The organism is Amycolatopsis sp. NPDC051102 (genome assembly GCF_040682815.1).
In the GTDB taxonomy this organism is placed as follows: Bacteria; Actinomycetota; Actinomycetes; order Mycobacteriales; family Pseudonocardiaceae; genus Amycolatopsis.
The window spans coordinates 362,305-374,261 of record NZ_JBFBBT010000006.1 but is presented as its reverse complement, the minus strand read 5'-3'; the positions used below and the strand labels follow the sequence as shown (position 1 = coordinate 374,261).

14 protein-coding genes are annotated in these 11,957 nt (G+C 73.9%); 11 read left to right on the top strand and 3 right to left on the bottom strand.

Features of this window, described 5'->3' with window-relative positions; genetic code table 11:
- Positions 1-65: 65 nt before the first annotated feature.
- The 9 genes from AB0M93_RS20760 to AB0M93_RS20720 all read left to right on the top strand — a co-directional run bounded on the left by AB0M93_RS20760 (position 66) and on the right by AB0M93_RS20720 (position 5,884).
- Positions 66-233: a hypothetical protein gene (locus AB0M93_RS20760; RefSeq protein WP_364275738.1), complete on the top strand. Its 168-nt coding sequence runs from the start codon at positions 66-68 to the stop codon at positions 231-233.
- Positions 234-306: 73 nt separating this feature from the next.
- Positions 307-813, top strand: coding sequence for a MauE/DoxX family redox-associated membrane protein (locus tag AB0M93_RS20755; protein ID WP_364275736.1), 507 nt, complete (start codon positions 307-309; stop codon positions 811-813).
- Entirely contained in the window at positions 813-1,310 is a 498-nt protein-coding gene (locus AB0M93_RS20750) for a TlpA disulfide reductase family protein (protein ID WP_364275734.1), read from the top strand. Before AB0M93_RS20755 ends, AB0M93_RS20750 begins: the two co-directional genes overlap by 1 nt.
- A 2-nt stretch (positions 1,311-1,312) precedes the next feature.
- Positions 1,313-3,109: an ABC transporter ATP-binding protein gene (locus tag AB0M93_RS20745; RefSeq protein ID WP_364275732.1), complete on the top strand. Its 1,797-nt coding sequence runs from the start codon at positions 1,313-1,315 to the stop codon at positions 3,107-3,109.
- Positions 3,106-3,528, top strand: coding sequence for a S26 family signal peptidase (locus AB0M93_RS20740; protein WP_364275730.1), 423 nt, complete (start codon positions 3,106-3,108; stop codon positions 3,526-3,528). The genes AB0M93_RS20745 and AB0M93_RS20740 overlap by 4 nt, the downstream gene beginning before the upstream one ends.
- Positions 3,529-3,590: 62 nt before the next feature.
- Entirely contained in the window at positions 3,591-3,755 is a 165-nt protein-coding gene (locus AB0M93_RS20735) for a hypothetical protein (RefSeq protein ID WP_364275728.1), read from the top strand.
- Positions 3,756-3,822: 67 nt separating this feature from the next.
- A complete protein-coding gene (locus AB0M93_RS20730; RefSeq protein ID WP_364275726.1) occupies positions 3,823-4,335 on the top strand; it encodes a sigma-70 family RNA polymerase sigma factor in 513 nt (170 codons plus the stop codon).
- The gene (locus AB0M93_RS20725) at positions 4,332-5,003 is read left to right on the top strand and encodes an OmpA family protein (protein WP_364275724.1); all 672 of its coding nucleotides are present in this window, start codon (positions 4,332-4,334) and stop codon (positions 5,001-5,003) included. The genes AB0M93_RS20730 and AB0M93_RS20725 overlap by 4 nt, the downstream gene beginning before the upstream one ends.
- Positions 5,004-5,026: 23 nt before the next feature.
- Positions 5,027-5,884, top strand: coding sequence for a helix-turn-helix domain-containing protein (locus tag AB0M93_RS20720; protein WP_364275722.1), 858 nt, complete (start codon positions 5,027-5,029; stop codon positions 5,882-5,884).
- 55 nt (positions 5,885-5,939) lie between these two features.
- Here AB0M93_RS20720 and AB0M93_RS20715 read toward each other — a convergent pair whose 3' ends face one another.
- Complete coding sequence (locus AB0M93_RS20715) at positions 5,940-6,443, bottom strand: MarR family transcriptional regulator (RefSeq protein ID WP_364275720.1); 504 nt, start codon at positions 6,441-6,443, stop codon at positions 5,940-5,942.
- A 128-nt stretch (positions 6,444-6,571) separates the two neighbouring features.
- Between AB0M93_RS20715 and AB0M93_RS20710 the strand changes: the two genes are divergently transcribed.
- Positions 6,572-7,513: an NADP-dependent oxidoreductase gene (locus AB0M93_RS20710; RefSeq protein ID WP_364275718.1), complete on the top strand. Its 942-nt coding sequence runs from the start codon at positions 6,572-6,574 to the stop codon at positions 7,511-7,513.
- Between the two features lie 19 nt (positions 7,514-7,532).
- On the opposite strand, the gene AB0M93_RS20705 is transcribed toward AB0M93_RS20710, so the two are convergent.
- Positions 7,533-7,904, bottom strand: coding sequence for a cupin domain-containing protein (locus AB0M93_RS20705; RefSeq protein WP_364275716.1), 372 nt, complete (start codon positions 7,902-7,904; stop codon positions 7,533-7,535).
- Between the two features lie 146 nt (positions 7,905-8,050).
- Between AB0M93_RS20705 and AB0M93_RS20700 the strand changes: the two genes are divergently transcribed.
- Positions 8,051-10,693 carry a LuxR C-terminal-related transcriptional regulator gene (locus AB0M93_RS20700; protein WP_364275715.1) on the top strand — a complete coding sequence of 881 codons (2,643 nt, stop codon included), beginning with the start codon at positions 8,051-8,053 and terminating at the stop codon, positions 10,691-10,693.
- On the opposite strand, the gene AB0M93_RS20695 is transcribed toward AB0M93_RS20700, so the two are convergent.
- Entirely contained in the window at positions 10,665-11,732 is a 1,068-nt protein-coding gene (locus AB0M93_RS20695) for a HAMP domain-containing sensor histidine kinase (RefSeq protein WP_364275713.1), read from the bottom strand. The two genes, AB0M93_RS20700 and AB0M93_RS20695, sit on opposite strands and share 29 nt — an antisense overlap.
- Positions 11,733-11,957: the final 225 nt, after the last annotated feature.

Below are 11,957 nucleotides of genomic sequence, written 5' to 3'. Positions count from 1 at the left end.
AGCCGGCGCGGGCGGCGGGAAACCGCTTCCCGCACCGTGGACACCCACCGTCGAAGGGAGACACCATGGGGCGCCTGATCGACCGCGTGCTCAACCGGATCGTGCCCACCGCCCAGGCTTCCGCCTGCGCAGGCGGCTACTTCTGCAACGCGCAGGGCCACCCCGGCTACTGGTACCGGTTCTGCTGCCCGCAGACCGGTTGCGAGTGGTCCAAGGTCCGCAGCTCCTGCTGATCCGCACCGGCCAGCGTGCCGGGCGGTGTCCGCCGCCTTCCCCGCGGACACCGCCCGGCGTCGAGGGAGTCACATGGAGTACCTCCGGGCCGCCTGCGCGGCGCTGATCGCCGTCGTGTTCGCGGCCTCGTCGGTGTCGAAGCTGCGGGACTTCCGCGGATTCGCGCGCTCGGTGCCGGCCCTGGTGCCACTGCCCGCGCGCTGGGTCACGCCGGTTTCGGTGGCCGTCGTCGCCGCCGAAGCGGGCAGTGCGCTCCTCGTGGTCGTGCCGGCCACGGCGGCCGTGGGCTTTCTCCTCGCCTCGGCGTTGCTGTTTGCCTTCACTGCTGCCATCGCCGCTTCGCTGCGACGCGGGAGGGTCGCCCCGTGCCGCTGCTTCGGCGTGACCGAGACCCCGATCGGCCCGCGTCACCTGGTCCGCAACAGCCTGCTGCTCGGCCTCGCCGTCCTCGGCGCGCTCGCGCCGGCGCACCTGCCGCCGCTCGCCGGGGCCGCCGTCGCGGCCGGCGCGGGCGTGGTCGTGGCCGTGCTCGTCATCGCGATGGATGACATCGCCGTCGTGTTCGCAAGGAGTTCCTGATGCCCTTCGTCGTCGCCGCCCTGGTGCTGCTCGGCCTGCTGTGCCTGCTGAACCTGCTCCTCACCGTCGGGATCCTGCGCCGGATGCGCGCCCAGACCGCCACGGCGTCGCCTTTCGCGCTGCGTCCCGGTTCGGCCGTCGGCGAGTTCGCCGCCACCACGACCGACGGCGAGCCGCTCACCGCCGCCACGCTGGACGGCACGGTCGCGTTCTTCTCCGCCGACTGCCCCGCCTGCCACGACAGCCTGCCGGACTTCCTCGCCTACGCCCGCGAACAAGGCCGTGACCGCGTCTTCGCCGTCTTCGGTGGGGACGACCCGGAGACCGTGCGCGCGCTCGCCGAAGTCGCGCACGTCGTGCCGGCGGACCTCGACGGCGGCCCGGTCGCCGCCGCGTTCCGCAACACCTGGACACCCGCGTTGTACTTGGTGGCGGGCGGCCGGGTGGTCGCGACCGCGGGCCGGGTGCACGAACTGCCCGTCCCCGCCGGGCGGTAACCGTGGGGGAAACGGGCCAGGTGCGCGCCGCGGCCGCGGCCGCCACCGTGCTGCTGTGGCGTTCCGGCCGGGCGCGGCTGCTGGCGCTGCTGCTCATGACGGCGGCCGCGGCCACCGCGCCGATCGCCACCGCCTGGCTGACCAAGCTCGTCCTCGATCGCCTGACCGAGCGCACCGGCGCGGTCGGCGGCCTCGCCGCGGCGCTGGTGCTCGCCGGGCTCGCCGTCGCCGCGCTGCCCGTGGTGGTCCACTACGTCCGCGCGCAGATCGGCCGCGCGGCGAGCACGGTCGCCACCGACGGGCTGTTCGACGCGCTGGGCCGCCAGGTCGGGTTGCGCACCTTCGAAAACCCCGCCTACCAGGACCGGCTGCGGCTGGCCCAGGAAAGCTGCGGCCGGATGCCGGAGATCGTCGACGGCGTCGGCGGCACGCTCAGCGGGACGCTGTCGCTGGCCGGGTTCCTCGGCTCGCTGCTCCTGCTGAGCCCGGCGATGACCGGGGTCGTGCTGGCCGCCGCGGTTCCCGCGCTGCTCGCCGAACTGCTGCTGGCGCGGCGCCGCGCCGTGGTGGAGTGGCGCATCGAGCGGTTCGCCCGCCGGGAGTTCTTCTACAGCCAGCTGCTCACCGGCATCGCCGCGGCGACCGAGATCCGGCTGTTCGGCATCGGGGCGTTCCTGCGCGCCCGCATGATGGACGAGCGCCGGAGCGCCGACGAAGACCGGCGCCGCATGGACGAACGGGAGCTGTGGACCATGGGCGGGCTGACCGTGCTGAGCGCGGGGGTCGCCGGGGCGGGGCTCTGGTGGGCGATCACGTCGGCGCGTGCCGGGTCGCTGAGCGCCGGCGACGTCTCGATGTTCGTCGCGGCGGTGGCCGGGGTGCAGGCCGCGCTGGGCACGCTGGCGTCGTCGATCGCCAACGGCCAGGCCCGGCTGCTGTCGTTCGCGCACTACGTCGCCGTGGTCCGGGCCGAGCCCGATCTGCCCAGCGGGAGCGTTCCGCTTCCCGCGCTGCGGCAGGGGCTTGAGCTGCGGGACGTCTGGTTCCGGTACAGCGACGAACACCCGTGGGTGCTGCGCGGGGTGAACCTCACCATCCCGCACGGCACGGCGGTCGCCCTGGTGGGGTTGAACGGCGCGGGCAAGAGCACGCTCGTGAAACTGTTGTGCCGCCTGTACGACCCGACGCGCGGGCGGATCCTCTGGGACGGCGCCGACCTGCGGGACGTGCCGCACGCGTTGCTGCGCAACCGGATCAGCGCCGTGTTCCAGGACCACATGAACTACGACATGACCGCGGCCGAGAACATCGGGCTGGGCGAGTTGCCGGCGATGGGCGACCGCACCCGCCTGGTCGACGCCGCGACCCGCGCCGGCGCGCACGACCGCATCGCCGCCCTGCCGAACGGTTACGACACGCCGCTCACCCGGATCTTCGAGATCGGCACGGAGGACACGACGACCGGCGTCGTGCTCTCCGGCGGCCAGTGGCAGCGCCTGGCACTGGCCCGGTCCCTGGTCCGGGAGGGCCGGGACCTGATGATCCTCGACGAGCCGAGTTCGGGCCTCGACCCGGAGGCCGAACACGAGGTGCACGCACGCATCCGCGAGCACCGGCAGGGCCGCACGAGCCTGCTCATCTCGCACCGGCTGAGCGCGGTGCGCGACGCCGACCGCATCGCCGTCCTCGAGGACGGCCGGATCACCGAGCTGGGCACGCACGAAAGCCTGCTTGCCGACGACCGCGGTTACGCCCGCCTGTTCCGTTTGCAGGCCGACGGTTACCAGGCGGTGCCGTGAAAGCGCTGGCCCTCGCGGGACTGCTGGCTGTCTTCGCCGCCCGCCGCCTGCTGATCCTGACCACAGTGGACGGTCCGAGCATGACACCGGCGCTGCAGCCGGGCGACCGCGTCCTGGTCCGCCGCACCCGCCGCCCCCGGCGAGGCCAGGTGGCCCTGCTGCGGTTCCCGCAGCTGCCGAGCGGAGCACCGACGGGCGACCAGCTGCTCCTCAAGCGCGTGGTGGCGGTGGCGGGCGACCGGATCCCCGCGGGCTGGGCGGAGCCGGACATCCACGGCCTGGCGGGAGCGCTGGTCCCGGCCGGCTGCACGGTGGTGCTCGGCGACAACCGGCCGACCAGCTGGGACTCGCGGCACTACGGGTTCGTGCCGCGGGAGCAGCTGGTCGGCGTGGTGGTGCGGCACGTCTCGCGGGGGTAGGCCGTTCGAGTGAACCTGCCGCGGACCGTTCGCGGCGGAGTACCCGGCCGCCCCTGGATGGCATGACGCGAGTGAACAAGCGGCAGCCGGACGGGTCCGCACCGGTCGACCGGCTCTTCGTCGGGGCCGGGTCGATCTACGTCGTCACCGGTTCGACGGCGGTCACGCTCGCGGTCGCCGCCCTGGCGGTGGCGCTCGCGGTGTTCGGCCGGCACCTCAGGGTGTGACACGGTGACCGCGTCCGCCGACTCATGCCACGACCCCGCCCTGCTCTCGGCCACTCTCCGGAGATCCATGACCGGCAAGCAATCGTCCGCGTGTGCGAGTTACGAAGACTTCTATCGTTCGCATTTGCCGCGGGTCATCGCCCACCTCCTCTACCTCGGCTTCCCGAAGCACATCGCGGACGACGCGACGCAGAGCGCGATGGTGGACGTGCACCGGAACTGGCATCGGATAAGGAAACCGCACCTGTGGGCCCGCAAGGCCGCCGAGCACCACGCCGGCCGGGCGTCGCAGAAGATCCGGAACGAGGTGCCCTGGCCGGACGCCTTCGACCGGCCCGTGGCCGAGGACCCGGAAATGGCGTACGTGGTCGAACGGCACAGCAGGCTGGTGTCGCTGGTGAACGAGCTGCCCGACCCGCTCAAGACGGTGTTCGCCCTGCACCTGGACGACCTCGGCACGAAGGAGATCGCGGAGTACACGGGAGTTTCGGTCAGAGTGGTCCAGAAACGCCTGAAGCAGGCCCGCGAGCTGTTGCAGAGCAACTTCGTCGGCGACGGACGATGGGAGGGTAACCGGTGAACGACGACGAGTTCGACGAGATGGTGCGGGAGCAGCACCGCCTCTTCACGGCCGACATCTCCCGTATCGTCGAACGTCGCCCGGTTCCGGTCCACGTGTCCAGGCGCCATCGGGTGACCGGGGTGCTCTCGGTGCTGCTCGGCGGTCCGCAGCCCGCCTGGTGGGTGGGCGGCGCGCGGACCGGGGCCGCGCTGGTCGCGCTGGGCTTGGCCGTGGTGGCTTTCGCCGTCCTGCCGGTGCAGCCGAGCCGGCTGTCCGCCCGGCCGGAGGTCGACGCACCCTCGCCGAGCGTCATCCACCCCGGGGGCAGCGGCTGTCCCTGTGCCGTGGCGCCGGGGCCGGCGAAGTTCGGTTTCCCGGTCCTGTTCCTGCCCGACAGTGCCGAACTCACCCCGGAAGCGAGGGAGCTCATCATCGCGTCGGTGCATCGGATCGGTCCGGGCGACCGGGTTCTCGTGGTCGGGCACACCGCCCGCATCGGGGAGGCCGAGTCCGCTCGCTCGTTCAGCGTCCGGCGCGCGCGGGCGGTGGCCGACCTCCTGGTCAGCCTCGGCGTCGCGGAAGACCGGCTGACGGTGCGGGGCGCCGGGTTCGATCAGTCCCCGCCCGGACAGAACGCGATCGCCCCGAGCCGCCGGGTCGACGTCGATGTCGTGGCTCCTGACTGATCGGGGCCGGGCACACTGGCGTCGTGGCTCTGCACGATCTCGGGACGGCCGTGCGCTGGTGGCGCGAGAACACCGACCCCGCCGCCCTCGGGTTGCCGACCGGTCGGGCCAGGCGGGCGCCCGGGCTGCGGCGGGAGGAGCTCGCCGAGCTGGCCGGGGTCTCCGCCGACTACGTCCGGCGGCTGGAACAGGGGCGCCGGCAGCCCTCGGCCGGGGTGGTCAACGCCCTTGCCCGGGCCCTGAACCTCGGGCGGGCCGAGTACGAACGGCTCTGTGCCCTCGCCGGGTACGCCGCCGCCGACGGGCACGTGCCGCGCCACGCCGGGCCAGGGGCGCTGCGGCTTCTCGAGCGGTTCGGTGACACCCCCGCCTTCCTGACCGATGCCGCGTGGAACGTCGTTGCGGTCAACAATGCCTGGCTGGCGCTGCAAGCCGGGGCGCCTGCCGCGCACGCGCGGGACTGGAACGTCGCCTGGCGCACCTTCCGCAACGCCCTCGGCGGGATCAGCCGGACCGGCGATCGCGCTGCCGGGTTCCAGGCGATGCTCGCCGCGCGGCTGCGTGACACCGCCCTGCGCTATCCCGGCGACGACTCCCTCGCCGGGCTCGTCGACGACCTGCGGCGCACGAGCCGGCCGTTCGACACCCGGTGGCGCACGCCGGAAACCGTTTCCAGCTACGAAAACCGGGCCGTGTTCCAGCACCCGGACGGTGCCGCGATCACGCTCGACGGCAATCTCCTGCACGTGCCCGGGGACGACCTGATGGCGGTCGTCCTCACCGCGGCCCCGGGCTCCGCCGACGCCGCGCGGCTCGGCGAAGTCGTCCGCGCCGCCGGTGCGCCGGCCGTCGTGAAGGTGGGCCAAGCCGGCCCAGGCTGATCGCTCCGCGGGCCGTGATCATGGATCCTCGGTGGATCGAGGAGGACGGATGGACTCAGGCTCCGTCCTTGCGGCGGCGAGACGCGGCCGAGCGCGGCGGCGTCGCTCGCATGTGTTCGCGCACCGGCGTCAGCAGGGCGGCCAGTGCCTCGACCTGGTCCCGCGCCAGCGGTTCCAGCAGCAGGCTGCTGACCACCTCGATGTGCCCGGGCAGCACCTTGCCGAGCAGCGCGCGCCCGGCGTCGGTGATGGTGACCGTGACGCTCCGCTCGTCGTCCGGCGACGGGGCGCGGACCACCAGCCCCGCCTTCTCCAGCAGTCCCGCCTGGTACGTCAGGCCGCTGCGGCTGTAGACGACGCCGTCGGCCAGGTCGGTCATCCGGTGGCTGCCCGCCGGCGCGTCGCCGAGCCGGGCCAGGAGCTGGAACTGCACGTAGCTGAGGTCGCCGGCCTCGCGCAGCTGCTGCTCGACCGCGTGCCGCAGCAGGCTGGCCACCTCGATCAGGGCGAAGTAGGCGCCGAGCTGCACGGGGTCGAGTGACGGGGACGAGTCGGGCACCCCCGCAGTCTACTGCTTCGAATTCGAAGGTTTGTCAAGGTGAGCGACCTCACTTGCTTCGAATTCGAAGTAGCCGTACTGTCAGTCGCAGATGCTTCGAATTCGAAGCAAGAACGGGAGAGAGTCCGATGAAGGCAGTGCGGTTCCACGAGTACGGCGACCCCGGCGTCCTGCGCTACGAAGACGTCGAGCAGCCGGTCCCCGGCGCCGGTCAGGTCCGGCTCCGCGTCGCGGCGACGTCGTTCAACTCCGTCGACGGCAACATCCGCGGCGGCTTCATGCAGGGCCCCATCCCGGTCGCGCTGCCCCACACGCCCGGCATCGACGTCGCCGGCACGGTCGACGCGCTCGGCGAGGGCGTGACCGGCCTCGCGGTCGGCGACGCCGTCGTCGGCTTCCTGCCGATGGACAAGAGCGGCGCCGCCGCGGAGTACGTCCTCGCCCCGGCCGAAGCCCTGACGCCGGCGCCTGCGAGCGTCCCGCTGCCCGACGCCGCCGCGTTGCCGCTGGTCGGCCTGACCGCGTACCAGGCCCTGTTCGACCACGCCGGCCTGCAGGCCGGGCAACGCGTGCTGATCAACGGCGCCGGCGGCGCGGTCGGCGGCTACGCCGTCCAGCTGGCGCACAACGCCGGCGCGTACGTGATCGCCACGGCCGGCCCGCGCAGCGGCGACGCGGTCAAGTCCGCCGGCGCCGACGAGATCATCGACCACACCACCACCGCGGTGACCGCGGCGGTGACCGAGCCGGTCGACGTCGCCCTCAACCTCGCGCCGGTCGACCCGGCCGTGCTGGCCGCGCTGGTCACCGTGGTCCGTCCCGGCGGTGTCTTGGTCAACACGACGGTGTGGATGCCCGCGCCCGGCGACGAAGCGCGCAACGTCCGCGGCATCGACCTGTTCGTCCGCAGCGACGCCGGCCAGCTGGCGAAGCTGGTGGCGCAGGTCGACCGCGGCGAGCTGCGCGTCGACGTCGCCGAGCGGGTGCCGCTGGCCGAACTGCCGGCGCTGCACGCCCGGGCCGCCGAGGGCGCGGTGCACGGCAAGGTCGTCGTCGTTCCGGGCGCCTGACGCGCGCGGCGGCGGACGTTCAGAAGGTGACGCCGACGCGAGCGGCTTCGGCGTCGTCGAGGAAGTCCTGCTCGATGCGCGGCGAGGCGTGGATGCACATCATCCGCAGCGGCTCGGGGCCGATCGCGCGGAACGCGTGCGCGGTGCCCGCGCCGACCACCACGACGTCGCCCTGGTTCGCCGTCACCTCGCCGTCGGACGTGCGGACGAGGGCCTCGCCGGCCAGCACCACCCAGGTCTCCGAGTACGGGTGCACGTGGGCACCCGGGCCCTGACCTTCGGTGTTGTGCACGTGGAAGAACGAGACGCCGGAGCCGTACGCCTCGCCTTCGAACCGGGCCGTGCGGCCGGTGCCGATGCGCAGGTCGTCTTCCTTCGCGATGACCACCACGGGAGTTCCCCTTCCAGGAGTGTTTCCGGACTGGTCGCCATCCTTCGGCGGCGGCCACTCCCGGACATCCGTGGTGACCACGGAACCTGCCACGGAGATCCCGGCACAGACCCGGCGACCAGGCACGATGCGGCATACTCGGCGCCATGCCGACCGCGCCGTCGATCTCGCCGCGCGAGCGTGAGGTCCTGCTGGCCGTCGCGGACCACCTGACCAACGCCGAGATCGCCGGCCGGCTCTACGTCTCGGTGCGGACCGTCGAAAGCCACGTTTCCGCGCTGCTGCGCAAGCTCGGCGCCCGCGACCGCCGCGAGCTGGCCGCGCGGGCGCCGGGACTCGCCGGGGCGGACGCGCCGGACCGGCCGGCCGGGTTGGTGGTCGGCGCTCCGCAGCCGCCGACGAGCTTCGTCGGGCGGACAGCCGAACGTGACGCCGTCGTGCGGCTGGTGGGCGAAAGCCGGGTGACGACCGTCCTCGGCCCCGGCGGGGCCGGGAAGACCCGGCTGGCCCTGGCCGCGACCGAGGCCGCCGCCGCGGGGTTCCCCGGCGGCGCCACCTTCGTCAACCTCGTGCCGGCCCGGCCGGGTTCGGTGCTCGAGTCGGTCGCCGCCGGGCTCGGCGTCCTGCCGCGCCCGCAGCAGCCGCTGCCCGACGCCGTCGCCGGGCAGCTGACCGGCCGGGCCCTGCTGGTGCTTGACAACTGCGAGCACGTCGCGGACGACGTCGCCGACGTCATCACCGCGCTGACCGGCGCGAATCCGCGGCTGAGCGTGCTGACGACCAGCCGGGAACGGCTCGGCGTGCCGGGGGAGACCGTGCTGCAGCTCGGCCCGCTGCCCGCCGATGCCGAGGCGGTGGCCCTGTTCACCGAGCGGGCGAAGGCGGTCGATCCGGCGTTCGACGCCGATCCCGCGCAGGTGGCCGAGCTGTGCCGCGAGCTGAACGGCTCGCCGTTGAACATCGAACTCGCCGCCGCGCGGGTCGCGTCGCTGGGCGTCGACGGGCTGCGGGCCGGCCTCGCTGACGATCCGCTGCGCGTGCTGGCCACCGGGCGCGGCGAAACGCGGCACCGGTCGCTGCGCTCGGTCATCGAGTGGAGCCACCGGCTGCTGACCGGCGAAGAACGCACGGTGCTGGCGCGGGTTTCCCGGTTCCGCCACGGCTTCGACCTCGACGGCGCCGCGGCGCTGTCGCCGGAGCTGTCTGTCGGCGCGGTGTCCGACGTGCTCGGGCGGCTGGTCGACAAGTCGCTGGTCACCGTGCACCGCGAGCCGGTTTCCTGGACGCTCCTCGACGGCGTCGCCCGCTTCGCGCGCGAGCAGCCCGAAAACTCGGCCGAGGTCGCCGCCCGATACCGGCAGTGGGCCGCGAGCCGCGCGCGGGACCTGATCGGACGGCTCGGCGGCGACTGGCGCGACGAGTTCGACCGGGTCGCCGACGACCTGCGTGCCTGCGTCGCGGAAGAACCGGAGTACGCCCTGGCCGCGGATCTGGCCCGGCTGGCCTACGCGCGTGGCTTCCTCGCCGAAGCGACGGCCCACTGGCGCACGGCCGCCGACCGCGCCGCGAGCCCCGCGGCCGCCGCCGCGGAGCTGGCCCGCGCGGGCAGCTGCGTGCACCTGCTCAGCCAAGCCCGCGATCACTACGACTTGCTGCTCGTCGCGGCCGGCCGGGCGGCAGGCGACCCCGCCACGCGGGCGGTCTGCCTGGCCGACGCCGTCGTGCTGGCCGAACGGTTCCGCGGCGCGGGCTTCATCACCGATCCGGTGCCGATGTCCGAACTGGACCGGATGCTCGCCGAGGCCACCAGGCTGGCCGAAGACTCGGCGCACGTCGCCGTCGCCCGAGCCTGGCATTCCGGCCCGGCTCCGCAATCGGTCACCGCCGAGGCCGCCGAGCAGGCCGTGACGGCGGCGGCCGGGGATCCGTTGCTGCTCAGCGCCGCGCTGGACGCCCGGTGCGCCGCCGAGGCCCTCGCCGGCCGCCCGGACCTGGCCCACCGCACGACGCAGGAGCGCGTCGGCCTCGTCACGAAGGCGGATCGCACCGATCCGCACGCGGCGCTGGAGGTGCTGGACGCGTTCCGGTCCGCGATCACCTACGCCGTCGCCACCGGAGCGCTGTCCGACGCGCTGTCGGTGAGCAGGCGGGCGGCCACCGACCCGGCGCTGGCCGGGCACCCGTACTGGGGCCGCAGCGGCCTGGTCACCACCCTCGCGCTCACCGGCCGGTTCGCCGGCGCCCTCGCGCTCGCCGGCGAGATGTGGCGCGCCACGGCGGGGAACGGGCCGCCGCGCAACGCCACCCTCGGCGTGCCGCTGCTGGCGGCCGCGCTGGCCGCGGGCCTGTCCGGCGACGAGCCGGCGATGACCCGGTGGCGGGCGCGCGCGGCCGACGTCGCGGGCGTGGCGACGCCGGCCGGGTCCGCCAACCTCGCCCCGCTGGACGCCTTCGTCCGGGCCCGGGTGGCCCTGCACACCGGCGCTCCGCCGGCGGACCTGCTCGCCGAGGTCGGCGCCGAGTTCGCCCCGGGCCGGTTCGACGGGTACGCCGCCGGCCTGGCCGCCGAACTGGCCGTGGTGCTCGACGCCGACGCCGGGCACCACCTCCGGCGCGCCGAGCGGCACGCGGTGCACAACCGCTGGACGGCAGCGGTCCTGACCCGCGCCCACGCCCGCCGCCAAGGCGACGCCGGGCTGCTGAAGGAGGCCGCGGACCGGTTCGCCGGGCTCGGTGCCGCCTTCGAAGCGGAAGTGACGGCTACCGCGGTGTGGGCAGGCGGATCGTGACGAGGAGGCCGCCGGCCGCGCGGGGCGTCAGCTCCAGCATCCCGTCGTGGGCCCGCACGATGCTGTGCACGATCGCCAGCCCGAGGCCGACGCCGGTCTGCTCGCCGGCGCGGGTGCGTTCCGCCCCGCGCTGGAAGGGCTCGACGAGGGTCGGGACCAGGTCCGGGGCGAGCGGCCGGCCCGTGTTCTCGACCTGCAGCACGCTCGCGTAGCGCCGCGTTTCGGTGTGGACGGTGATGGTGCCGCCGTCCGGGAGGTTGTGCACGATCGCGTTCTGCATGAGGTTCGTCACCATCCGCAGGATCAGCGCCGGTGAACCGGCCGCCCGGGCCGGCTCGCCGGTGACGTGGAGGGTGATCCGGCGCTGTTCGGCCAGCGGCAGCAGCGTTTCGGCGGCTTCTTCGGCGACGAGCGACAGGTCGACGGGCTCGCGGGTGAAGTTCCGGCCGTCGCTGCGGCTGAGCAGCAGGAGCGCCTCGGTGAGGTCGATCGCGCGCGCGTTGACAGAGTGGAGGCGTTCGACGAGTTCACCGCAGTCGAACTCGGGATCCTTGCGGGCGACGTCGAGCAGGGCCTGGGAAATGGCCAGCGGGGTGCGCAGTTCGTGGGACGCGTTCGCGGCGAACCGCTGCTGTTCGGCGACGCGCGATTCGAGCCGTTCGAGCATCGCGTCGAAGACGTCGGCGAGTTCGCGGAACTCGTTGCCCGGGCGGCCGCCGAGCCGGATCCGGTGCGCCAGCGACCCGCCGGCGGCCAGCCGCGCCGCGTCCGTGATCCGGGTGAGGGGCGCCAGCATCCGGCCGGCCAGGAGCCAGCCGCCGAGCAGCCCGAACACCAGCAGGAAAGCCAGCGCGACGGCCGCGGCGGGGGTGAACACGCGCACGAGGAGGAACCGGTTCGGGGCGATCCCGAGCAGGCCCTGGTCGTTGTCGGGCACGTAGCGCAGCAGGTACGCCCACACCACGGCGAGCAGGACCGCGCCCGCGAGGAGCAGGAAACCGGCGTAGCTGAGGGTGAGCTTGAGCCGGGCGCTGGGCATGGCCGGAGCTTAAGCGGGGCGGGTTATCGCGGGCGTATGCGTCGGCGCCGACCGAGGCGGTGCCGCCGCCCGGGGCAGCCGCCTGCGGTCGTTGGCGGAACGCGGCGGACGCTGTTCGCCCGAATCGGCCGTTGGTGATTGACAACCCGAGGCTGGGCAGCGACGGTGTGGACGGGCGTCTGGGAACGCTCCCAGACCTTTCGCTGTCAGTGTGCACAAGGGAGT

Excerpts from the sequence above, each read along its gene's own strand:
- AB0M93_RS20695 (WP_364275713.1), bottom strand. The coding sequence starts at position 11,732 with ATGCCCAGCGCCCGGCTCAAGCTCACCCTCAGCTACGCCGGTTTCCTG.
- AB0M93_RS20755 (WP_364275736.1), top strand. The coding sequence starts at position 307 with ATGGAGTACCTCCGGGCCGCCTGCGCGGCGCTGATCGCCGTCGTGTTC.
- AB0M93_RS20760 (WP_364275738.1), top strand. The coding sequence starts at position 66 with ATGGGGCGCCTGATCGACCGCGTGCTCAACCGGATCGTGCCCACCGCC.
- AB0M93_RS20700 (WP_364275715.1), top strand. The coding sequence starts at position 8,051 with ATGCCGACCGCGCCGTCGATCTCGCCGCGCGAGCGTGAGGTCCTGCTG.
- AB0M93_RS20735 (WP_364275728.1), top strand. The coding sequence starts at position 3,591 with ATGACGCGAGTGAACAAGCGGCAGCCGGACGGGTCCGCACCGGTCGAC.
- AB0M93_RS20730 (WP_364275726.1), top strand. The coding sequence starts at position 3,823 with ATGACCGGCAAGCAATCGTCCGCGTGTGCGAGTTACGAAGACTTCTAT.
- AB0M93_RS20710 (WP_364275718.1), top strand. The coding sequence starts at position 6,572 with ATGAAGGCAGTGCGGTTCCACGAGTACGGCGACCCCGGCGTCCTGCGC.
- AB0M93_RS20750 (WP_364275734.1), top strand. The coding sequence starts at position 813 with ATGCCCTTCGTCGTCGCCGCCCTGGTGCTGCTCGGCCTGCTGTGCCTG.